The 21,349-nt window shown below is 62.3% G+C and carries 20 protein-coding genes and 1 tRNA gene; 14 read left to right on the forward strand and 7 right to left on the reverse strand.

Features of this window, described 5'->3' with window-relative positions; genetic code table 11:
- Window positions 1–11 precede the first annotated feature (11 nt).
- The 4 genes from G4D79_RS15610 to G4D79_RS15625 are packed head-to-tail and all read left to right on the forward strand — an operon-like array spanning window position 12 to window position 3,920.
- Window positions 12–1,172, forward strand: coding sequence for an isobutyryl-CoA dehydrogenase (locus tag G4D79_RS15610; RefSeq protein WP_099698297.1), 1,161 nt, complete (start codon window positions 12–14; stop codon window positions 1,170–1,172).
- Window positions 1,169–2,227, forward strand: coding sequence for an enoyl-CoA hydratase/isomerase family protein (locus tag G4D79_RS15615; RefSeq protein ID WP_099698296.1), 1,059 nt, complete (start codon window positions 1,169–1,171; stop codon window positions 2,225–2,227). The genes G4D79_RS15610 and G4D79_RS15615 overlap by 4 nt, the downstream gene beginning before the upstream one ends.
- Before the next feature lie 23 nt (window positions 2,228–2,250).
- Entirely contained in the window at window positions 2,251–3,144 is an 894-nt protein-coding gene (gene mmsB / locus G4D79_RS15620; RefSeq protein WP_099698295.1) for a 3-hydroxyisobutyrate dehydrogenase, read from the forward strand.
- Window positions 3,144–3,920 (forward strand): enoyl-CoA hydratase, encoded by a 777-nt coding sequence (locus G4D79_RS15625; RefSeq protein ID WP_003941374.1) that lies wholly within the window; start codon window positions 3,144–3,146, stop codon window positions 3,918–3,920. The genes mmsB and G4D79_RS15625 overlap by 1 nt, the downstream gene beginning before the upstream one ends.
- A 77-nt stretch (window positions 3,921–3,997) precedes the next feature.
- Here G4D79_RS15625 and G4D79_RS15630 read toward each other — a convergent pair whose 3' ends face one another.
- The gene (locus G4D79_RS15630) at window positions 3,998–4,531 is read right to left on the reverse strand and encodes a MarR family winged helix-turn-helix transcriptional regulator (RefSeq protein ID WP_054825961.1); all 534 of its coding nucleotides are present in this window, start codon (window positions 4,529–4,531) and stop codon (window positions 3,998–4,000) included.
- An 85-nt stretch (window positions 4,532–4,616) separates the two neighbouring features.
- Between G4D79_RS15630 and mraY the strand changes: the two genes are divergently transcribed.
- Window positions 4,617–5,693: a phospho-N-acetylmuramoyl-pentapeptide-transferase gene (mraY, locus tag G4D79_RS15635; protein ID WP_003941316.1), complete on the forward strand. Its 1,077-nt coding sequence runs from the start codon at window positions 4,617–4,619 to the stop codon at window positions 5,691–5,693.
- Here the strand turns inward: mraY and G4D79_RS15640 are convergent.
- Complete coding sequence (locus tag G4D79_RS15640; protein ID WP_099698316.1) at window positions 5,690–6,940, reverse strand: multidrug effflux MFS transporter; 1,251 nt, start codon at window positions 6,938–6,940, stop codon at window positions 5,690–5,692. The two genes, mraY and G4D79_RS15640, sit on opposite strands and share 4 nt — an antisense overlap.
- 233 nt (window positions 6,941–7,173) lie before the next feature.
- On the opposite strand from G4D79_RS15640, the gene G4D79_RS15645 reads away from it, so the two are divergent.
- Both G4D79_RS15645 and dcm read left to right on the forward strand, forming a co-directional pair.
- Window positions 7,174–7,244, forward strand: a tRNA-Cys gene (locus G4D79_RS15645).
- A gap of 159 nt (window positions 7,245–7,403) precedes the next feature.
- The gene (gene dcm, locus G4D79_RS15650) at window positions 7,404–8,699 is read left to right on the forward strand and encodes a DNA (cytosine-5-)-methyltransferase (protein WP_063316884.1); all 1,296 of its coding nucleotides are present in this window, start codon (window positions 7,404–7,406) and stop codon (window positions 8,697–8,699) included.
- An 82-nt stretch (window positions 8,700–8,781) separates the two neighbouring features.
- Here the strand turns inward: dcm and G4D79_RS34980 are convergent, their stop codons facing one another.
- Both G4D79_RS34980 and G4D79_RS15655 read right to left on the reverse strand, forming a co-directional pair.
- Complete coding sequence (locus G4D79_RS34980; RefSeq protein ID WP_003941303.1) at window positions 8,782–8,907, reverse strand: hypothetical protein; 126 nt, start codon at window positions 8,905–8,907, stop codon at window positions 8,782–8,784.
- A gap of 394 nt (window positions 8,908–9,301) precedes the next feature.
- Window positions 9,302–9,949, reverse strand: coding sequence for a TetR/AcrR family transcriptional regulator (locus tag G4D79_RS15655; RefSeq protein ID WP_003941289.1), 648 nt, complete (start codon window positions 9,947–9,949; stop codon window positions 9,302–9,304).
- A gap of 97 nt (window positions 9,950–10,046) precedes the next feature.
- Here G4D79_RS15655 and G4D79_RS15660 point away from each other — a divergent pair, with 97 nt between their 5' ends.
- Both G4D79_RS15660 and G4D79_RS15665 read left to right on the forward strand, forming a co-directional pair.
- The gene (locus tag G4D79_RS15660) at window positions 10,047–11,837 is read left to right on the forward strand and encodes an amidohydrolase family protein (protein WP_003941306.1); all 1,791 of its coding nucleotides are present in this window, start codon (window positions 10,047–10,049) and stop codon (window positions 11,835–11,837) included.
- Entirely contained in the window at window positions 11,834–12,679 is an 846-nt protein-coding gene (locus G4D79_RS15665; protein ID WP_099698498.1) for an alpha/beta fold hydrolase, read from the forward strand. The genes G4D79_RS15660 and G4D79_RS15665 overlap by 4 nt, the downstream gene beginning before the upstream one ends.
- An 85-nt stretch (window positions 12,680–12,764) precedes the next feature.
- Here G4D79_RS15665 and G4D79_RS15670 read toward each other — a convergent pair whose 3' ends face one another.
- The 3 genes from G4D79_RS15670 to G4D79_RS15680 are packed head-to-tail and all read right to left on the reverse strand — an operon-like array spanning window position 12,765 to window position 15,863.
- Window positions 12,765–13,904 carry a sulfotransferase gene (locus G4D79_RS15670; protein ID WP_099698499.1) on the reverse strand — a complete coding sequence of 380 codons (1,140 nt, stop codon included), beginning with the start codon at window positions 13,902–13,904 and terminating at the stop codon, window positions 12,765–12,767.
- 7 nt (window positions 13,905–13,911) lie between these two features.
- Window positions 13,912–14,694, reverse strand: a complete 783-nt coding sequence (locus G4D79_RS15675; protein WP_054801046.1) for an SDR family oxidoreductase — start codon at window positions 14,692–14,694, stop codon at window positions 13,912–13,914.
- A gap of 2 nt (window positions 14,695–14,696) precedes the next feature.
- Window positions 14,697–15,863 carry a hypothetical protein gene (locus G4D79_RS15680; protein WP_064075259.1) on the reverse strand — a complete coding sequence of 389 codons (1,167 nt, stop codon included), beginning with the start codon at window positions 15,861–15,863 and terminating at the stop codon, window positions 14,697–14,699.
- Between the two features lie 116 nt (window positions 15,864–15,979).
- Here G4D79_RS15680 and G4D79_RS15685 point away from each other — a divergent pair, with 116 nt between their 5' ends.
- The 5 genes from G4D79_RS15685 to G4D79_RS15705 all read left to right on the forward strand — a co-directional run bounded on the left by G4D79_RS15685 (window position 15,980) and on the right by G4D79_RS15705 (window position 21,348).
- On the forward strand, window positions 15,980–16,915 hold the full coding sequence (locus G4D79_RS15685) for a helix-turn-helix domain-containing protein (RefSeq protein WP_047270168.1): 936 nt from the start codon (window positions 15,980–15,982) through the stop codon (window positions 16,913–16,915).
- Window positions 16,916–17,058: 143 nt separating this feature from the next.
- Window positions 17,059–17,985, forward strand: coding sequence for a sulfate adenylyltransferase subunit CysD (gene cysD, locus G4D79_RS15690; RefSeq protein ID WP_003941285.1), 927 nt, complete (start codon window positions 17,059–17,061; stop codon window positions 17,983–17,985).
- Window positions 17,985–19,829, forward strand: a complete 1,845-nt coding sequence (gene cysC, locus G4D79_RS15695; RefSeq protein WP_042923180.1) for an adenylyl-sulfate kinase — start codon at window positions 17,985–17,987, stop codon at window positions 19,827–19,829. Before cysD ends, cysC begins: the two co-directional genes overlap by 1 nt.
- Window positions 19,826–20,980 (forward strand): 3'(2'),5'-bisphosphate nucleotidase CysQ, encoded by a 1,155-nt coding sequence (locus G4D79_RS15700; protein ID WP_047270166.1) that lies wholly within the window; start codon window positions 19,826–19,828, stop codon window positions 20,978–20,980. Before cysC ends, G4D79_RS15700 begins: the two co-directional genes overlap by 4 nt.
- The gene (locus G4D79_RS15705) at window positions 20,977–21,348 is read left to right on the forward strand and encodes a limonene-1,2-epoxide hydrolase family protein (RefSeq protein ID WP_007726173.1); all 372 of its coding nucleotides are present in this window, start codon (window positions 20,977–20,979) and stop codon (window positions 21,346–21,348) included. Before G4D79_RS15700 ends, G4D79_RS15705 begins: the two co-directional genes overlap by 4 nt.
- Window position 21,349 lies beyond the last annotated feature (1 nt).

Raw genomic sequence — 21,349 nt, forward strand, 5'->3', positions numbered from 1 at the left:
GAACACTTTCCATGTTTACTCTGACCGATGACGAGCGGGCGATTCGTGACACTGCCCGCGACTTCGCGGCCGAGCATCTGGCGCCCAACGCAGTGGAGTGGGATCAGACCAAGCATTTCCCGGTGGACGTCCTCCGTAAGGCGGCGTCCCTGGGAATGGGCGGTATCTACATTCGTGAAGACGTGGGTGGCAGTGAGCTGAGTCGCGTCGACGCTGCCCGGATCTTCGAAGAGCTGGCCAAGGGCGATCCGTCGATCGCCGCGTACATCTCCATCCACAACATGGTCACGTGGATGATCGACCAGTTCGGCAACGACGAACAGCGCCGCAAGTGGGTTCCCGGACTCTGCTCGATGGATCAACTGGGCAGCTACTGCCTCACCGAACCCGGCGCTGGCTCCGATGCTGCGGGCCTGAGCACCAAGGCCGTTCGTGACGGCGACGACTACATCCTCAACGGCGTCAAGCAGTTCATTTCCGGCGCAGGCACTTCCGACGTGTACGTCGTGATGGCACGCACCGGATCTGCCGGTGCCAAGGGGATCTCGGCGTTCATCGTGCCCAAGGATTCGCCCGGACTGTCGTTCGGTGCCAACGAGATCAAGATGGGCTGGAACGCGCAGCCCACCCGTCAGGTGATCTTCGAAGACGTGCGAGTTCCTGCCGCCAACATGCTCGGTGAAGAGGGCAGCGGATTCCGCATCGCCATGAAAGGTCTCAACGGCGGCCGGCTGAACATCGCCGCCTGTTCGGTCGGTGGGGCCCAGGCAGCGCTGGAGAAGGCAGTCGCATATCTGGTGGACCGCAAAGCTTTCGGTTCGGCACTGATCGAGTCGCAGGCCCTGCAGTTCCAGCTCGCCGACATGCGTACCGAACTCGAAGCGGCCAGGACGTTGCTGTGGCGCGCCGCTGCCGCACTCGAAGACGGAGCGTCCGACGTCGTGGAGTTGTGTGCGATGGCCAAGCGCTTTGCCACCGACACCGGATTCGACGTAGCCAACAAGGCCCTCCAGCTTCACGGCGGGTACGGCTATCTTGCTGAGTACGGGATCGAGAAGATCGTCCGCGATCTTCGGGTTCATCAGATCCTCGAAGGCAGCAACGAGATCATGAGGGTGGTCATCGCCCGCAGCGTGGTCGCATCAGGTCAGGGAAAGCAGGGAGCAGCATGAGCGACGAGCTCGAGGTATTGATCGAAAAGCGTGACGGGCTGGGGCTCATCACTCTCAACCGTCCCAAGGCGATCAATGCCCTCAACCACTCGATGGTCAAGGCGATGGCCAAGGCCCTCGAGGAATGGAAGTCCGACGACGACGTCAAGGCAGTCGTACTCACGGGCGCCGGCGAGCGTGGTCTGTGCGCCGGCGGCGACATCGTCTCGATCTACCATGACGCCAAGGACGGCAAGACCGGTTCGCTCGACTTCTGGCGTGAGGAGTACATCCTCAACTCCGAGATCGCGAACTACCCGAATCCGTACGTCGCGATCATGGACGGGATCGTCATGGGCGGTGGCGTCGGAGTGTCCGCACACGGCGACATTCGCATCGTGACCGAGCGCTCGATGATCGGAATGCCCGAGACCGGAATCGGTTTCATTCCAGACGTGGGCGGAACTTACCTGCTCTCGCGTGCTCCCGGTGAACTCGGGACGCACATCGCGCTCACCACGGCGCGACTGAGCGCCGGCGATGCCATCGCAGCAGGTTTCGCTGACCACTTCATCCCGTCGGAGAACATCGAGACGTTCATCGCCGCACTCGCGTCGTCTTCGGTTGCCGACGCCGTGGCGCAGTACGCGGAGCCGGCTCCGGTGTCGGAACTGTTGGCCCAGCAGAGCTGGATCGACGCCGCGTACTCCGCCGACGACGTATCCACCATCGTCGAGCGTCTTCGCGCAAGTGGAATCCCCGAAGCGGAGAAGGCAGCGGAGCAGATTCTCGGCAAGTCCCCGATTGCACTGTCGGTGACCCTGCGATCTCTGCGGCATGCCAAGGAAGCAGCAAGCTTGGAAGAAGTCCTCAACGAGGAGTTCCGGGTCTCGACCGCTGCGCTCGCCTCACACGATCTGGTCGAGGGCATTCGCGCCCAGGTCGTGGAGAAGGACCGAAACCCGAAGTGGTTGCCGGCAACTCTCGACGACGTCACGGCAGAATCCGTCGACGCCTACTTCGCCCCGCTGGGCGACAACGAGCTCGGACTCGCCCCTCAACCGCAAGGCAACTGATCACCGCCGAAGGAGCATCACTAATGAGCACCATTGGATTTATCGGACTCGGTCACATGGGTGGCCCGATGGCGGCCAATCTCGTCAAGGCCGGACACAAGGTCGTCGGTTTCGACCTGGCACCTGCGGCGCTGGAGCAGGCAGTCAAAGACGGTGCATCGGTGGCGGATTCGGCGGTCGACGCCGTTCGCGGTGCCGACGTCGTGATCACGATGCTGCCGAGCGGTAAGCACGTTCTGGGTCTGTACGAAGAGCTGCTGCCGGTGGCAACACCGGGCACGCTGTTCATCGACTGTTCCACCATCGACGTCGCCGACGCCCGCGAGGCGCACGACAAGGCCGAAGCGGCCGGTCACCGCAGCGTCGACGCACCGGTCTCCGGTGGAGTCGTCGGAGCTACCGCAGGCACGCTGGCATTCATGGTCGGCGGTTCCGAGGCTGACTTCCAAGCCGCGTCACCGTTGCTGGACGTGATGGGCCGCAAGGTCGTTCACTGCGGCGACGCCGGTGTCGGCCAGGCAGCCAAGATCTGCAACAACATGATCCTCGGCATTTCGATGATCGCGATCAGCGAGGCGTTCGTGTTGGGCGAAAAGCTCGGCCTGAGCAACCAGGCGCTCTTCGACGTGGCGTCCAACGCCTCGGGACAGTGCTGGGCACTGACCACCAACTGCCCGGTTCCGGGACCTGTGCCCACCAGCCCGGCCAACAACGACTATCAGCCCGGCTTTGCTGTTGCACTGATGGACAAGGACCTGAGTCTGGCAGCAAATGCGTTGCGCAACAACGGCGTCGATGCGGAGATCGGACTCAAGGCCGCCGAACTCTACAGTCGCTTCCATGCCGCGGGCGGTGGCGGTCAGGACTTCTCTGCCATCATCAACGACATCCGTGACCGTTCGACCGAAGGACAGTAGTGACCGACTTCAACACCATCATCCTCGAGCGTAAGGGTCGCGTCGGCGTCATCACGCTCAACCGCCCGAAGGCTCTCAACGCGCTGAACTCCGAGCTGATGAACGAGGTCGTCGCCGCGGTTGCCGACCTCGAAGCGGACAACGGCATCGGAGCCATCCTGATCACCGGTTCCGAGCGCGCCTTCGCCGCCGGTGCCGACATCAAGGAAATGCAGTCCAAGACGTACATGGACGCATACGTCGAGGATTTCTTCACCCCGTGGGATCGCGTCGCAGCAGCTCGTAAGCCGCTGATCGCCGCCGTCTCCGGATACGCGCTCGGTGGTGGCTGCGAGCTTGCGATGCTCTGCGATTTCATCATCGCTTCGGATACCGCGAAGTTCGGCCAGCCCGAGATCAAGCTCGGTGTCATTCCGGGTATCGGTGGCTCGCAGCGCCTTACGCGCGCCGTGGGCAAGGCCAAGGCCATGGAGCTGTGCCTCACCGGCCGCAACATGGACGCAGAAGAAGCCGAACGTGCAGGCCTGGTTGCCCGGATCGTTCCGGCCGCCGATCTGCTCGACGATGCCCTGAAGACCGCAACCACCATCGCCGAGATGTCGCTGCCGATTGCGATGATGGCCAAGGAAGCAGTCAACCGCTCCTTCGAGACCACCCTCGCCGAGGGCGTCCGCTTCGAGCGTCGGGTGTTCCACTCGACCTTCGCGACGGAGGATCAGAAGGAAGGCATGACCGCGTTCGTGGAGAAGCGGTCGGCAGAATTCAAGCACCGCTGAATTTCAACAGCGCTGAAACTGCCCTCACACTCGTCGAGAGTGTGAGGGCAGTTTCTTTGTGTGTACGGGTGGTCGGTTCACCACTTGGTCGGTGCGCCGCCGGTGTCGAAGTCACCCGCAGTCTTGCGAAGTTCAGTGAGGATCGTCACCAATTGCTCGAGCTTGTCCTGCTGGAGTCCGGGGTGAGCGAACACCTTGCTGTTGAGCATTTCGGTGGCTTCGAGGGCCAGCGCGCGACCCGCGTCGGAGATCTCGATGAGCGTCGCACGGCGATCGCTGGGATGCGGGACCCGCCTGACCAACTCCGCTTTCTCCAAACGGTCGACGGCATTGGTGACGCTGGTGGGGTGGACCTGGAGTCGGGCGCTCGCCTTGGCCATCGGGAGTGCGCCCGACCTGGTGAAGGTGAGAAGCGTCAGCAGTTCGTAGCGAGCGAAGGTCAACCCGAGCGGCTTGAGTACCTCTTCGACCCGCGCCATCATGATCTGCTGCGCACGCATCACCGACGTGACCGCAGCCATACCGTCGGCGACGTCGCTCCACCCGTGCTCCGTCCACTGACGATGCGCCTCTTCGATGGGGTCGAGGGGGAGCGGCGCGGGGGGAGACATAGGTTCGATCATCCCATGCTGGCAAGCGGTCGGGTGCCTTGTCTGATTGTGTGTCGCAGCCGCTTACGTCTGTAGAGTCCCACGGGTGATTTCAATCCTCGTAGCGGGTGGCGTCTCGTTGTTCGTCGCGCTCTTCCTGACTCCGTTTCTCATTCGTGTGCTTTCGCGGCAGGGGCTCGGGCACGAGATTCGGATCGAGGGTCCGCAGAGCCATCAGGGCAAGCGTGGCACCCCGTCAATGGGCGGCATCGCGATCATCGCAGGCATGTGGGCGGGCTACCTGGCGGCACACATCATCGGTTTCGGCTCGCGGCTACCGCGGCTGTCTGCATCCGGTTGGCTGGTTCTCGCGCTGGCGACGTCACTGGGAATCGTCGGCTTTCTCGACGACTTCATCAAGATCCGCAAGAAGCGCAATCTCGGGCTGAACAAGACGGCAAAGACTGTCGGACAGCTGGCAAGTGCCATCATCTTCGGCATTTTGTTCCTGCAGTTCTCCAACAACAACGGAGTCACTCCCGGAAGCCAGTACCTGTCCCATGTTCGTGACATCTCGGTGTTCTCCATGGGTGCCATCGGCTTTGTGGTCTTCTTCTGCATTCTGGTGTTCGCCTGGTCCAACGCCGTCAATTTCACCGACGGCCTCGACGGTCTCGCGGCCGGTTCGATGGGCATGATCCTGGGGACCTACGTCGTCATCGCCGGTTGGCAGTACCGGAACTCGTGTGTCCTCGAGCCTGCCGCCGGTTGCTACGACGTTCGTGACCCTCTCGATCTAGCGATCGTCGCTGCCGCCGCAGGCGGGGCGTGCCTCGGCTTCCTCTGGTGGAATGCCGCCCCGGCTCAGATCTTCATGGGCGACACCGGCTCCTTGGCACTCGGCGGCCTGGTTGTCGGCCTGTCCGTCACGACGCACACCGAGCTGCTGATGGTCATCATCGGCGCCCTGTTCGTCGCTGAGATCCTGTCGGTGATCATCCAGGTTCTGGTCTTCCGATCGTCCGGTCGACGCGTATTCAAGATGGCCCCGATCCATCATCACTTCGAGTTACTCGGTTGGCCGGAAACCGTCGTGATCGCAAGATTCTGGATCTTCGTCGCGATCTCGTGCGTCCTGGGACTTGCCACCTTCTACAGCGAGTGGTTCTCCGCTGCCGGTTAGACCGATTCACTCTTTCGGGTCGTAGCCAGAAGAGCGATCAGACCGAGCGACACACACGCCGTCATCGTGACGGCCAGGGCTGTGCTCGTGTTTCCCAGTAGACCGACTGCCGGCGCGATGGCCGCACCGACGCCGAACTGGAATGCACCGAGCATTGCCGCGGCAGTACCGGCCGCTTCGCCGTGACGAGCGAGGGCCAGTGCCGGGGCGTTGGGCAGAACGAACCCGATGGCGCCGGCCATGACCCACAGTGCGATCACGAATCCGGCGAGTCCGCCGAGTTCCAGGACCGCGACAGCAATGACGACGGCCCCGGAGACAACGGCAGCCACGAGGGCCCACTTGGTGATCTGCTGAGGAGTCCAGCGATCGAGCAGTCGAACGTTGACCTGCGAAGCGCCGATCAACGCGATAGCGCCCGCACTGAAGAGCAGTGCGAACTCCTGCTGATTGAGGCCGTACTGATCCTGATAGACAAACGACGCGCCCGAGACATACGCGAACAACGACGCCATACCGACGCTGGAGACGAGCGTCAGGACCATGAACGTGCGGTCGCCGAGCAGCGAACCGTAGGTGCGGAGAACCGACGTCAATCCGCTCGGGCGACGCTTTTCCTTCGGCAGTGTTTCGGACAGTCCGAACGCACCGATCATCGCCGTGCCGACGCCGATCAGTGCCAGGACGACGAAGATCCCGCGCCAGTCGAGGGCGACGAGGAGGGCGCCACCGATGCTGGGCGCCAGGATCGGCGCAACGCCGAGCACGAGCATCAGCCGGCTCATCACGACGGCAACGGTGTTACCGCTGTAGAGGTCGCGGACGATCGCCATGGTCACCACTGCCGCGGCCGCCGCGCCCATGCCCTGGAAAACCCGCAGGATGCCGAGGACAGCGATGCTCGGTGCGAAGACCGCCAGCAGCGAAGCCAGGATATGGACGCCGATTCCGGCAAGCAGCGGCTTTTTGCGGCCGAGAGTGTCCGAGAGCGGCCCGACCAACAGCTGGCCGAGTGCGAGGCCGATGAGAGTTCCGGTGATGGTCAGCTGAACCGTTGACGACGAGACCCCGAGATCGGCACCGATATCCGGCAGCGCGGGCAGGTACATGTCGATGGTGAAGGGCCCGAGTGCAGTCATGGAACCGAGGGCAAGAATCTTCCCGACGCTCGGCTTACGGTCGATACTGCTCGTTTCCAGCGGGGCTGCCTTCACGGGCGGGGCGATGGCGGTGTTCTCGGCACTCATGAAACCTTCTGGGTTGTCTGGGTCTGGCGAACTGCTCGGTCGTTCGGGCGAAATTCGGGCCGCAATCGAATGACCTGCGCCCACCGAGGGAGTCAGCATCGAGACTGACCGATTTGTTCCCGAAAGGCCCGCACTTTTCCCAGAGACTGGAACGCTTGGCGAGAACGCACTCGAATCATGCTGAGCGGAACTGTGGTTCGAGATCGTCACTCAGGGCAGAGTTACTCACTGACGCGGGTGTGGCTGAGTGGCTAGGCACCGGCCTGCAAAGCCGTTCACACGGGTTCGAGTCCCGTCATCCGCTCGTGTCGGAGACCGGCAGGCATATCGCCTGCCGGTCTCTCTTGTGTGGTCCCGGTTCGCGGGGTCGGCTGCGATAGTCTGGGCTGCCGGAGCGAGCGGACCACATGAGTGAGGCACTGAATTGATTTCGGGACAGGACCTGCGATCGCGGCGCTTGCACGTGGGGATCAGTCAGTTCCAGTTCGCCCGCCAGGCGGGAGTCTCGTCAGCAGTCGTCTCCGCGTGGGAACTCGACAAGGCATATCCGAAGCCACCGGTTGAGCGAGCAGTCCTCACGGCCCTCTCCGCGTTGGAAGCAGCCAAGCGTGAGGGCACGTACGCGGCCCCCCGGAAGCGATCGAGCGGTAGTACCCGTGCGCGTCGAGCGACACCGGTCAACGACCCCGCCTCGGTGGCCAGGCGTGCGGTCGCGGGGGCAGGAAACGGTGGCCCCACCGTATTGACGGCGTTCTCCGGTTGTGGCGGTATGGCCGAAGGCTTTCGGATGGCGGGGTTTTCGGTGGAGGGATACATCGAAGTCGTGCCGGAGGCGCGCGCGACCTTCGATCGGAACTTCCCCGGCGCGAAGTGCCTCGGTGAGGACATCCGGGCGATCGACGAAGCCCGGGTGAAAGATCTTCTGGCACAGGTGAATATCGATGTGTTGGCCGGGGGGCCGCCGTGTCAGGGTTTCAGTCTCGCCGGCCGGCGAGACCGCGACGATCCGCGTAACCATCTCTTCCGGAACCTACTCGAGCTCGCCGATCTGGTGAGGCCGAAGGTCGTGGTGATGGAAAATGTTCGGCTGCTGCTGAGCATGAAAGACCCGGACGGTGGGATGGTCGTCGACCGGATTCTCGGCGAGATGGCTGCATGCGGTTATGACGCCTCGGTCAACACGGTGAATGCGCAGGATTACGGAGTGCCGCAGTTCCGGGAACGAGTGTTCATCGTGGCGACCCGCCGCGACAGTGGTATCGGGCCGCTGCGTTTCCCGCCGAAGACTCACGGCGTGAATGATGTTGCACCGCTGAGGACTTTCCGCGACGCCACCGTCGACCTGGCCCCGCTGGAATCCGGGCAGGCCTGCGAGACGGACCCGCTGCACTGGGCCGTCGAACATCCCGAGCACGTCTTGCGGTGGCTGCGTGATGTACCAGAAGGAATGTCGGCGCACGACAACGAAGATCCGGCCATGCGACCGTCGTCCGGGTACAACACGACGTACAAGCGCCTCCGGTGGGACGAGCCGGCGTCCACGGTCGGAACCACTTTCGGGATGATCTCGGCTTCACGCAACGTGCATCCGAAACACACGCGATCGTTGACCGTTCGAGAAGCTGCTCGCCTCCAGACCTTTCCCGACGACTACGTCTTCGAGGGTAAGTGGGGAGCGGTGCGCACGATGATCGGCAATGCGGTGCCGCCGCAGCTGGCGTCGGTACTGGCAGGAGAGATCAAGAAGGCACTCGGCTGAGATAGGGCACCTACGGAAAATGGGGCCGACGATGTCGGCCCCATTTCGAGTTACGCCCTGGCAGGGGTGTGGTCCAAGCGAATCAGCTGAGGTTGAGCTTGGCGATCAACGGCTGGACGACCTTGATGATGTCGATGACGGCGCTGAGGGTGTTGATGGAACCCATGTTTCGGTCCTCCGTGTCGTATGTACAGGTGTGTATGTACAAGGTTGTGTCTGCGTGGTGTTTCTGTACGACCTTGTGTCGCAGACACAAGTTAGCAAACTGGACGCTTGTTTGGGTCGAAATGACCGCTTTGCGCTGAAGTTGCTGAAAAGTTCACGGATTGTTCAGGAACGTAAACAAAAAACAGGCCGGACTCCCCGAAGTCCGGCCTGTCGATGACGCTTTGCGATCAGCTGAATGCCGAAAGTGCGCTGATGAGGCCGATGCCCGCAACTGCGACCTTGAGGACACTCAAGACGTCTTCGAGCTTGACACCCTCGGGCAATACGTTTTCGACAGACTCCATGTTGGATCCTTCATGTGTTGGGGTCGTGGTCCAGTGCCACTGCAAGCAAGATACCCAATCGTGACCACCTGTGAAACCCCGGCACGAAGATCACAGTTGTGTTGCGCCGGACTCACTGGCCGTCGCGACAACGGTGGCTGCCACTATTTGCTCCACGCTGATGCCCGCTGCCGGTAGGCAGTGGTAGAAGATTCGTTCGCAGAGGTCGACCATTTCGCCTCGCTCGAGCGTCGGCTCGTCGATCCAGTTGACGACGATTTCCTCCATGAATGCCTGCCACCCGGCGATTGTCGCCTCCACGGTCGCATTCGATTCGATGCCTAGATTCGTCAGCGCAGCGACGATCCACGTGGTGAAAGTGCGGCGCATGCCTCGGTAGATCGTGCGCATTCGAACGTCGCCACTGCCGGCCATACGCATCACGGCGAGGTAAATGGTGGGGTGCTCGATAACGGCGTCGACGAATGTCTCGATACCTGAGCGCAGCTGGGACGTGATGGGTAGCTCGGGATCCGGTCGCATTCGATCTTCGAGATCGGCCGAGGCGGCCTCGAGGATGGCGTTCTGGAAACCCTTCTTGTTCTTGAAGTAGTGGAACAGCAGTGGCGGCGAGACACCGGCCTCGGCTGCGACGCGATCCATCGACAGTTGGTCGAAAGGCTCGGTCCGCAGCATCTGTACTGCCACCTCGAGGATTTGCCTCTGACGGTCTTCGGGGGAGCGGGGGACTGCAGCCATTCCGTCATCTTATGTATTGGTTCGAATGGTTCATTGACTTTTACTCAACGCTGTCTATAACGTGAGGTAACACATACGTGAGGCGAGGAGTCCGACAGTGTCTGCTTTCGACATCGTGGTCAACGACGGGTTGTGGTTCGACGGGACGGGGGCTCCAGGTCTGCGTCGTAATCTCGGAATTCGAGACGGCGTGGTCGCGGAGGTGTCCACGACGCGCCTCGAGATCGGGCCGGACACAGAAGTGATCGACGCGGCCGGCAAATGGGTTCTCCCCGGCTTTGTCGACGTCCACACGCACTACGACGCCGAAGCCTTGGTCAGTCCAGGGCTTCCGGAATCGGTTCGCCACGGCGTCACGACGGTCGTGCTCGGCAATTGCTCGCTGTCGACGGTGTATTCGACCCCGCGCGAGATTGCGGATCTGTTCAGCCGGGTCGAAGCAGTTCCCCACGACGCGGTGCTGCGCATCCTCGAAGCGAACAAGACCTGGACCGGTCCCGCGGCGTACACCGCCGCCCTCGAAGCCCTTCCCCTCGGACCCAATGTCGCGGCCTTCATCGGTCATTCCGACATCCGCACGCACGTACTCGGACTGGGGCGCGGCACCGACAAGAAGGTCAAGCCGACTCGCTCGGAACTCGGCCGGATGGGCTCGATGCTCGAGGATGCCATCGACGCTGGGATGCTGGGCCTGTCGTCGATGACCAATGCCCTCGACAAGATCGACGGCGACGAATATCGTTCTCGCTCTTTGCCGTCGACGTATGCACGGTGGAAAGAGTTCCGATTCCTCAATCGCATCCTTCGTGATCGCGGAAAGATCTTGCAGAGCGCTCCGACCATCAACCTGCATCCGAACGTCGCGGCGTTCTTCGCCGAAAGCTCCGCGATCGGACGCAAGAAGCCGCTCAAGACGTCGCTGCTCTCCGGCGCGGATTCGAAGGCCTACCCGGTGATCGTGTACTTCATGCTCGCTGCGGCCCCACTGCTCAATCGCTTCGCCAAGACCGATTTCAAGTGGCAGCACCTGCCGGTTCCCTTCACCGTCTACGCGGATGGAATCGACCTCGTCGTGTTCGAGGAGTTCGGCGCCGGCGCCGCCGCTTTGCACCTCAAGGACCAGGTGGAGCGCAACGAACTGCTCCAGGACGAGTCGTACCGTCGCGCATTCCGTAAGGACTACGACAACAAGTTCTCACCCCGCATCTGGCATCGCAATTTCTACGATGCGGTCATCGTGGGATGCCCGGACGAGACGTTGATCGGCAAGAACTTCGGTCAGGTCGGTGACATCCGCGGAGTGCACCCGGTGGACGCGTACCTCGACCTGGTGGTGAAGTACGGGCGAGATCTTCGCTGGCGCACCACCATTGCCAATCACCGGCCCAAGTTCGCGAAGAAACTCGCCGCGAGTTCCGGTGTGCAGATGGGCTTCGGCGATGCCGGCGCGCATCTGCGCAACATGGCGTTCTACAACTACCCGGTGCGACTCCTCAAGCGCGTCAAGGACGCTCAGAGTGACCGCAAGCCGTTCCTCACCATCGAACGCGCAATCCACCGCCTGACAGGCGAACTGGCGGACTGGTACGGCATCGACGCCGGGCATCTACGCCAGGGTGACCGCGCGGACTTCGTTGTCATCGACCCGGCCGGGCTCGACGAGTCCGTGGACGGGTTGTTCGAGGCAAAGGTTCCCGAGTACGGCGGGATCAGCCGGATGGTCAACCGCAGCGACGACGCAGCGGTCGCTACGGTGATCAACGGCCGACTCGTCTACCGCGAAGGTGAATTCGCCCCCGGATTCGGAATCGAAAAGACAGGTCAGTTCCTGCGTGCCGGTGAAAAGGCTCCGGTTACCAGGGCCGCGAAGACTAGCGTGGCGCTATGATTACACCGGCGGATCGCCTCACCTCGTACTCCCGGTCCGGGCTGACCTTCGACGTGCGCGACGAAGGACCCGCCGACGGTCCGGTCGTGGTTCTCCTGCACGGGTTTCCGCAGGATTCCCGCTCATGGGATCACCTTGCGCCGTTACTGCACGCCCGCGGCTTCCGGACCGTCGCACCGGATCAGCGAGGGTACTCACCCGGCGCCAGGCCGAAAGCGCGCTGGGCGTACCGTGGGTCCGAACTCGCCGCTGACACTGTCGCACTGATCGACGCGCTCGCGGTGGGCAAAGTGCACCTGGTCGGCCACGACTGGGGTGCCGCAGTCGCATGGCAGGTGGCCGCCGAACGGCCGGACTTGCTCGATACCGTGACCGCGGTGTCGGTTCCGCACCCACTGGCGTTCGTCAAGGCGATGGTGACCAGCACACAGGGACTGAAGTCGTGGTACATGGGGGCGTTCCAATTACCCTTCGTCCCCGAGAAGATTCTGTCCTCCACGTCGGCAGGTGAAAAGTTCCTGATTTCGAGCGGGCAGACGCCGGAGAACGCGCGGCGCGATCTGAACGCCATGCTGGCTCCCGGTCGGCTACGCGGCGGTCTGAACTGGTACCGCGCGATGTGGATGACCAAGCCGAACCCCGCAACTGCCAGGGTCACCGTGCCGACCCTGCACGTCTGGAGTGACGGCGACGCCGCCATCGGCCCCAAAGGGTCTGCGCTCACCCCCGCGTTTGTCGACGGCCCGTACCGGTTCGAGGTTCTCAGCGGCGTGAGCCACTGGATTCCGGACGAGGCGCCGGTCGAGTTGGACCGACTGCTGGGTGAGCATCTCAGCAGCTGACCGCGTTTTGATCACTGAAGCCCCGCCGATCGGCGGGGCTTCAGTCGTCAGCAAGGTCGTCAGCAAGGTCGTCGACCAACCGTGGTCAGCGAGCTCCGAATCGCTCTTCCACCTGCTCCTTCGTCAGACCGAACTCCTCGAGCGTGTACTTGTGCGAAGGTTTGCGAGCACCCGAGCGGCTTTCCTCGTGCATGGCCTCCATCGACTGCTGCGCGGCAGCTGTCAACGGGATGTCGAAGTGCGTGTAGATGTTCTCGACGGTTCCCAGCGGATCGGTGACGAAGTCCTGATAGTCGACGTCGATGAACTGCGCGGGATTGTGGTGTGCGCGTGCACTGTCGAACTGCTCGAGCCCCCTGGCCCACAATTCGAGCTGACTTTCGCCGATCACCTTGTCGGTGAACGTGTTCGACCAACCCTCTGTCGCCTGGGCGGCCAGGCTGCACACCGACGGAATGATCGTCGTAGGGGAGCGGTGAGTCTGAATGACAAGCGCGTCGGGGTACGCCTCCATCAATTCGTCGAGCGCGAACAGGTGGCTCGGGTTCTTGAGGACCCACCGTCGATCCTGATCGGGCAGACCGATCAGCTGCAGGTTCTTCTTGTGTCGTGCATAGGCGTTCGACCACTCCTGGTCCTTCAGCCATGCGGAGTACGTGGGTAGATTCGCCAGACACTCGTACGACACGGACTTGAACGTCTGACGCAAGAGTTGCCAACATTCTTCGACTTCGCTGGCCGACATGTAGTGCACGCCCATGAATTCGGGATGCTCGACGTGGTGTTGACCGAATGTCTCCTCGATCTTGGCGAAGACCTGGTTCGATTCCCACGTATCGCGAGGCGGGCGAGGCTGAGGGAACTCGGTCAGCCACATCTCGAGGCCCTGGTGAGCCGGGTCGACCGTGAGGAGGCGGTGCAAGGCAGTGGTGCCCGTCCGTGGCAATCCGGTGACGAAGATCGGCCGCTCGATCTTGACGTCGGCGTGCTCCGGATGCTCCTTCCACGCCGATTCGCTGAGCAGACGGGCCACCAGGGCGCCGCGAAGGAATACCCGAGAGATCTTGCTGCCGAAGGGCGTCAGATCCTCGTCACGGTCGTAAGACTCGAGCAGGACCGACAGAGCTTCGGTGTAATCGTCGACGCCGAAGTCCGTCAGGCCGGTCATCCGCGTCGCCGAGGCATGGAGATCCTCGACGGTGCCGACGTGAGTGCGTTCAGTCATGGTGCTCCTAGTGATGGAATTCGCCGCAGTTGACGTCGATGCATTGGCCGGTGATCGCGCTGGCCATCGGAGACGCCAGGAAGATCGCCGCATCGGATACTTCATCCGTCGTCGGCAGGCGCTTGAGGTCGGTGTTCGACGCAGTGTGCTCGTAGATCTGCTCGACAGTCATGCCGAACTTCTCCGCCTGGTGCGCGAAGTATCCCTTGAGGGTGTCTCCCCAGATATAGCCGGGTGCAATCGAATTGACACGAATTCCCTGCGGGCCGAGTTCGGTGGCCAGGGACTGCGACATGGCGAGCAGGGCCGACTTCGCCATCTTGTAGCTGCCGTAACGCTCTTGCGAATGCCGCAACACCATCGAATTGATATTCACCACGGAGCCGTCCGACTCGCCAAGTGCCGGCGTGAACAGCTGAGTCAGGCGCAACGCACCCAGTACGGTCAGTTCGATGCTGTCGCGGATGTGCTGGTAATCGGTGCGAGCCAACGGTTTCATCGACGGAATCGAGAATGCATTGTTGATCAGAGTGTCCACTTTGCCGTAGGCGGCAATGGACTCGGCCACCAGATTCTCGGCGGAAGCCTGGTCGGTGATGTCGGTGGCAACGGTGACGGCGCGCCCACCGGCATCGACTATTTCCTTCGCAACGTCGTCGAGTCGCGATTGCGTACGTGCTGCGAGAACAAGACTCGCGCCGGCCGACGCACATCGAAGGGCCAGAGCGCGGCCGAGTGCCGGGCCGACTCCGGAGATGACTACTACACGGTCTTCGAGCAAGGCGGTCATGATTACCCCAGCATTCGGTTGTCGATGGCGGCCTGGCGCTGGGCAATGCGTGCTGCCCAGTCCTCGGCGGTGATGGCGTTGGTGTCGAAATGCGGCAGGTGCTTCGCAATATCTGCGACGGCGACGATTTCGACGGTGGGACCGTCCTGCGGCGTCAGCTCGCGGGACACGCGCTGCCAACGGAACTGCAGAATGCCGCGCGGATGTCCGACGGTTTCGATCCAGTTGGTGACACCGGGGTTCTTCTCGCTGACCACCATTCGAACCATCCCGTCCGGATCGACCTGTGCCTGGCCGTTGTTGAGGGAGGTCTGATGATTGACGTAGTCCAGTGAGATGTACCAGAGGCTCCCCAGTTGGAAGCCGAGATACGGTGCGTCGGAGGCGGGAACGGTGATGATCATCGCCTGCTCGTCGGTGAGTTCGTAATGTCCCACCGACGAGTACTGCGTTGCCAGCCCGCCCGGTGTCAGGCGTGGTTCGGTCATGGTGTTGACCGTGAGCTTGAGGTAGAACCACTCCGGGAACTGGAGCCACGTCTTGACCCGCGTGACCAGTGCCTTCCCAGCCCGGGCGTAACGCTTCTCGGTCTCTTCGGCGGTGAGAGGTGGCGGCGCGATCCCGATCGAATCGGTGCGCTCGATGCGGATCACACCGCGCTGCTGACTCCAGTCGCTGTAGACCTCGCGAACGACCAGCTGCGAGGATCCGGGCGCCAGGGTGTAGTAGTTGGCTCGGCCGTCGGCAGGGCCGGGGCCGAACCAAGCGACGAAGTTACCGTCGTCGTCTATCTCCAGCTCGCGGTCGTCGAAGGCGATTTCGCTGCCGGGAACGTTCGAGTTGGTGTAGTTCCCACTCAACACCTGGAAGCTGAGATCGGCTGTGGTGCCGCGCTTTCCGGTGACCTTGTATTCCTTGTCGTCGTTGATACGGGCGCCGAAGTACAGAGTGTCGGGGTTGTCGAGGCCCATCTTGGTGAATGGTCCGGTGCCCTGGATGAAACTCGGATGGGTCTTTTCGCCGGCCCAGGCGGCATGCGTCGTCGCAATGATTCCGCCGGCCAGATATTGGTATCCCTCCAGTAGATCCTGTTCGGATCTGATGTGCGGCGCAGTCTCGATCAATTTCTCGGCTTCGGCGATCGCCTCGGCAAACGGGTCCGTCAGCACGCTGGCTCCTCACAGTTCCGACTATGTCGCCGGTCCAGAGCGTCGTGGTACAAATATGTACCTATTTGGTAGATGTTGGGTATTTCGACAATAGAACGCGTTCTAGGGAGTGGTCAATGGGTGGACCGGAGAAGACGCCTGAAGAGGGACGCCCGAGGGGGAGACAATCGCCTCCCACCGAACGGGTGGTTCAGGTGCTCGACTACCTCGTCGGTCGCCCTGATCAGCGGTTCGGGCTGTCGGAACTGGCCCGCGCGCTCGAGATCAGCAAGCCCACCTGCTTGGGAATCCTCACGGCGCTGGCTGATCGTGGATACCTGACTCGGGACGAGGTGTCGAAGACCTATGGGCTCGGTCCGGCCTTGATCGCAGCCGGACGTGCAGCTCAGCGGGGATTTGCCGTCGGACCCATTGCCCGCACCCATCTGGAGAAAGTGAGCACGGAGTTCGGGACGACGTGCACGGCGTCCGGTGTGATCGGTGATCAGATCAGCGTTCTCGAAGTGACCGGACCGATCGGCGCGCGTCGCGCCGCCAAGGTCGGTCAGGTGTACCCGTTCGCTCCACCGGTCGGACTGATGTACGTCCTCTGGGGTTCGGATCACGACATGGACAGTTGGCTGAGCAAAGAGCCGAGCCTGCCGGTGCGCTTGGATCGCGAGCGTCTGTGGAACGTGGTCCGCGAGTGTCGCGCTGCGGGGTATCTGGTCGAGAGTCTGGATCCCGTCGGGCAGCGACTGCACACGCTGATGGCGGGCGTTGCGACGCACGATCTTCCGCCGGAGGTGCGTGAACTGCTCGGTGAGATGGTGTCGAGCCTGGGCGAGAGGGTGTATCTCGGACGCGACATCAGCTCTGACGACGAGCATCCGGTGAGTCTCATTGCCGCCCCGACCTATGACGCCGAGGGGCATCAGGCCCTTGTGCTCACTCTGTATGTGGGTGGGGCGATCACGGGCGCCGAGATCGAGCGCCGCGCCGCGGTGCTGGTTGCGGCGGCGGATGCGGTGACGGCGGAAGTTGGTGGCAGGAGTCCGGTTCGCGGTCTGTGACGTCTGATTGCCGGTCATTGACCTTTGGGTAGAACGAGTTCTATTCTGTGATTGCGTTCAATTTAGAACCAGTCCGGTACATAAATGTACCGATGCGGAAATGGTGTTCCGCACGGAGTACGTGATGCTCAGGAGCGAAAGACATGGCAACACTCCAGACCCCGCCCGCCTACGAGTTGTCGCATCTGCGAGCACTCGAAGCGGAGGCGGTCCATATATTCCGCGAAGTCGCAGCGACTTTCGAAAAGCCGGTCCTCCTGTTCTCCGGAGGTAAGGATTCCGTCGTGATGCTGCACGTAGCGGCCAAGGCATTCTGGCCTGCCCCACTGCCGTTCGCTGTGATGCACGTCGACACCGGTCACAATTTCGACGAGGTGATCGAATTCCGCGACCAGACGGTCGATCGCTTCAACCTGCGTCTTGTCGTCTCCAGCGTGCAGGACGACATCGACGCCGGACGCGTCATCGAGGACACCGGAGTCGGTTCCAGTCGCAATCGCCTGCAGACGCACGCGTTGCTGCGCGGAATTCGCGACAACAAGTTCGACGCCGTATTCGGTGGTGCTCGCCGAGACGAGGAGAAGGCGCGCGCCAAAGAGAGGGTGTTCAGCTTCCGGGACGAATTCGGGCAGTGGGATCCGAAGGTGCAGCGACCTGAACTGTGGAACCTGTACAACGGCAAACACCGTAAGGGCGAACATATTCGGATCTTCCCGCTCTCCAACTGGACAGAGCTCGACATCTGGCAGTACATCGAGAGCGAGCAGATCGACCTCCCCGGCATCTACTACGCCCATCGTCGCGAGGTGGTTCCACGCGACGGAATGTTGTTGGCACGCACCCGTTTCCTCGAGCTTCGCGCCGGCGAAGAGTCCTACGAGGCGTTGGTGCGCTTCCGTACGGTCGGCGACGCAACGTGTACCGGATGTGTCGAATCGTCGGCCGAAACACCGGGCGCTGTCGTGGAAGAAGTTGCGGCGAGCCGTATCACGGAGCGTGGCGCAACCAGGGCTGATGACCGGATTTCCGAAGCTGGCATGGAAGATCGTAAGAAAGAGGGGTACTTCTGATGCCGCAACTGCTGAGAGTCGCTACAGCGGGCAGTGTCGACGACGGAAAATCGACACTCATCGGCCGGTTGCTCTACGACTCCAAGTCGATCTTCGAGGACCAACTCGAGGCCGTGGAACGGAGCAGTCGAGAACGCGGCGACGAGTACGCCAACCTCGCGCTACTGACCGACGGATTGCGCGCCGAGCGTGAACAGGGCATCACGATCGACGTGGCCCACCGGTATTTCGCGACCCCTCATCGGAAGTTCATCATTGCGGACACTCCCGGGCACGAGCAGTACACCCGTAACATGGTGACCGGCGCGTCGACGGCCGATCTTGCCCTGATCCTGGTGGATGCTCGCAAAGGGGTGCTCGAACAGACGCGGCGGCACGCCTTCTTGTCCACTCTCCTGGGGATACCGCACCTCGTGCTGTGTGTGAACAAAATGGACCTCGTGGGCTGGTCTCAGGAACGGTTCGAGGAGATCAAGGAAGAATTCCGACAGTTCGCGATCAAGTTGGACGTCCACGACCTGACGTTCATTCCGGTCTCGGCGCTGTTGGGGGACAACATCGTTGCCCGGACCGAGAACATGTCCTGGTACGACGGGCCTTCTCTGCTGCACCATCTCGAGCAGGTGCACATCGCGTCGGATCGCAATTTGATCGACGCGCGTTTCCCGGTGCAGTACGTGATCCGTCCGCAGAAGCAGACCGACGCCGACCTCCACGATTTCCGTGGATACGCCGGAACGGTGGCCAGTGGCGTCTTCAAGCCCGGCGACGAAATCGTGGCTTTGCCTTCAGGATTCACCTCGACGGTGAAGGCAGTCCACGGGCCGGGTGGTGACGTGATCGACGAAGCGTTTGCGCCCTCGGCCGTATGCATCGAGCTGACCGACGACCTCGACGTCAGCCGCGGGGACCAATTGTGTCGGCTCAACAACCGGCCGCAGGTCGGGCAGGAAATCGATGCGATGGTCTGTTGGTTGACCGAACAGACAACTCTGTCGGAGAACAATCGCTACTCGTTGCTGCACACCACGCGCTCCACGAAAGCGCAGATCGTCAAGCTCGACTACCGGCTGGACGTCAATTCTCTGCACCGCGACGAGAAGGCAGAATCTCTGTCCCTCAACGAGATCGGCCGCATCTCGATCAAGACGCAGCAGCCGTTGATGTTCGATCCCTACCGCCGCAACCGCGTGACGGGCAGCTTCATTCTCGTGGACGAGACCACGGGCAATACCGTCGCCGCCGGAATGATCAATGGTCCGACACTCAAGGAATCGCGCGTCGTCTGGCACAGTTCGGAGGTTTCTCGCGAGGAACGTGCGACTGCCGGCGCCACCGTCTGGCTCACCGGTCTCTCGGCCTCGGGTAAGTCGACGATCGCGGTGGAACTCGAGCGGCGGTTGGTGGCCGCGGGTATCCCGGCGTACCGCCTCGACGGCGACAACCTCCGGCACGGATTGAACGCGGATCTGGGATTCAGTGCCGATGACCGCGCCGAGAACGTCCGCCGAGTCGGCTCGGTGGCGCAGTTGTTCGCTGATTCAGGTGCAGTGGCAGTGGCCTGCCTGATCAGCCCGTACCGCGCAGATCGTGATCGAGTGCGGGCGGCGCACGAGGCCGCCGGGCTGAAGTTCGTCGAGGTCTACGTCGACACCCCGATCGAGCAATGTGAAGCCCGAGACCCCAAGGGCATGTACGCCAAGGCCAGGGCCGGGGAAATCACGGGATTCACCGGAGTCGACGATCCCTACGAAGCTCCGACAAGTCCCGAGCTGGTGATCAGACCCGAAGACGGAACGCCTACCGAACTTGCGCTGCGAATTATGGAAGTGTTGGACCGGTGAGCGAATCCACACACAGCAGAATCGCCGACGAGGCACTCGCGGCGGAATTGGCGCAGGCCGCCGGTGCGATCCTCCTGGGGATCCGAGCCGAGGGTCTGGGTGTCGACGACGGTCGTGAACTGGGTCGCCGGGGCGACAAGGCCGCCGATTCCTACATCCTCGACCGGTTGGCTGCCGAGCGGCCGGGCGATGCCGTGCTCTCTGAGGAATCTGCCGACGATCGCAGTCGTCTGGATGCAGCTCGGGTCTGGATCATCGATCCGCTGGACGGCTCCAAGGAATACGGCTTGCCGAATCATGCGGATTGGGCAGTGCACGTGGCGCTTTGGGAGCGCGGTAGCGGAATTACCGCAGCCGCGGTTGCTCAGCCGGCGCTCGGAGCGGTGTACTCCAGTGGCGACGAGGCAGCTTCGGTTGCCGCCAACTCGCCGCTCCGCGTAGTAGTCAGCGGATCGCGACCACCCGCATTCACCGAAGCGGTGGCAGCCGAACTCGGCGCCGACGTGGTGCACATGGGATCGGCCGGCGCCAAGGCGATGGCGGTGGTGCGCGGCGAGGTCGACGCGTACCTGCACGCCGGTGGGCAGTGGGAATGGGATTCGGCTGCACCCGTCGGCGTCGCACAGGCGGCGGGACTGCATTGCAGCCGCATCGACGGTTCGCCGCTGCTCTACAACGAATCGCATCCGTACCTGCCGGATCTCGTGATCTGCCGACCGGAGTTGTCGGAGTCGATCCTGGGCGCAATTGCCAAGCACTCCACGGAGTCTGCGGTAAGCGGACGCGTCGCCATGGCGCGTGAATACGTGAACGCATTGCTCACTCATGACGCAACGAAGGTCCGCTTCGCCGCCGACGCCTGGCGGGTCGAGAACGGTCAGCGAACCGGTGACAGCGGAGCCTTCATCAGCAACGAGCTCGAACAAGGCCAGCAATATCGCGGAATCGTGGCGATACGTGAACTCGCGCTGCGTGAGTGGGGCGAGAGCGTCGTAGCCCGGTATCTGCTCGACCTCGGAACACCTGGCCAGGCACCGGCCGTCACAGTTTTCGTCACCGAGTACTTCGGGATACCGGCAGGCGAGATCGAAAGCATCCTGGCAATCATCGAACCCCACGAAGACGATTCGAAAGAGGCTGGAACACAATGACATCGGACAAACTGATCACCGATTTCTGTGCGCTGTGGGCAGACGCCGATGTTGCAAAGATCGTCGACTACTTCACCGATGACGTCGTTTATCACAACATCCCGATGGAGCCCGTGGTCGGTCGCGAGGCCGTCCGGGCGTTCATCGAGCAGTTTGTCGGTGCCTTCGGCAACATCGACTTTCAGATCAAGCGTCAGGTCGCGGACGGCAACACCGTCATGAACGAGCGCGTCGACGTTTTCACCATCAACGGCGCCGAGGTAGCGCTCCCGGTCATGGGGGTGTTCGAAGTCGAGGACGGAAAGATCAAAGCCTGGCGCGACTATTTCGACATGGCGCCGATCAATGCGGCAGCCGGCCAGGCCTGAT

It is taken from the genome of Rhodococcus sp. WY5 (genome assembly GCF_018588185.1).
GTDB classification, from domain to species: domain Bacteria; phylum Actinomycetota; class Actinomycetes; order Mycobacteriales; family Mycobacteriaceae; genus Rhodococcus_F; species Rhodococcus_F qingshengii.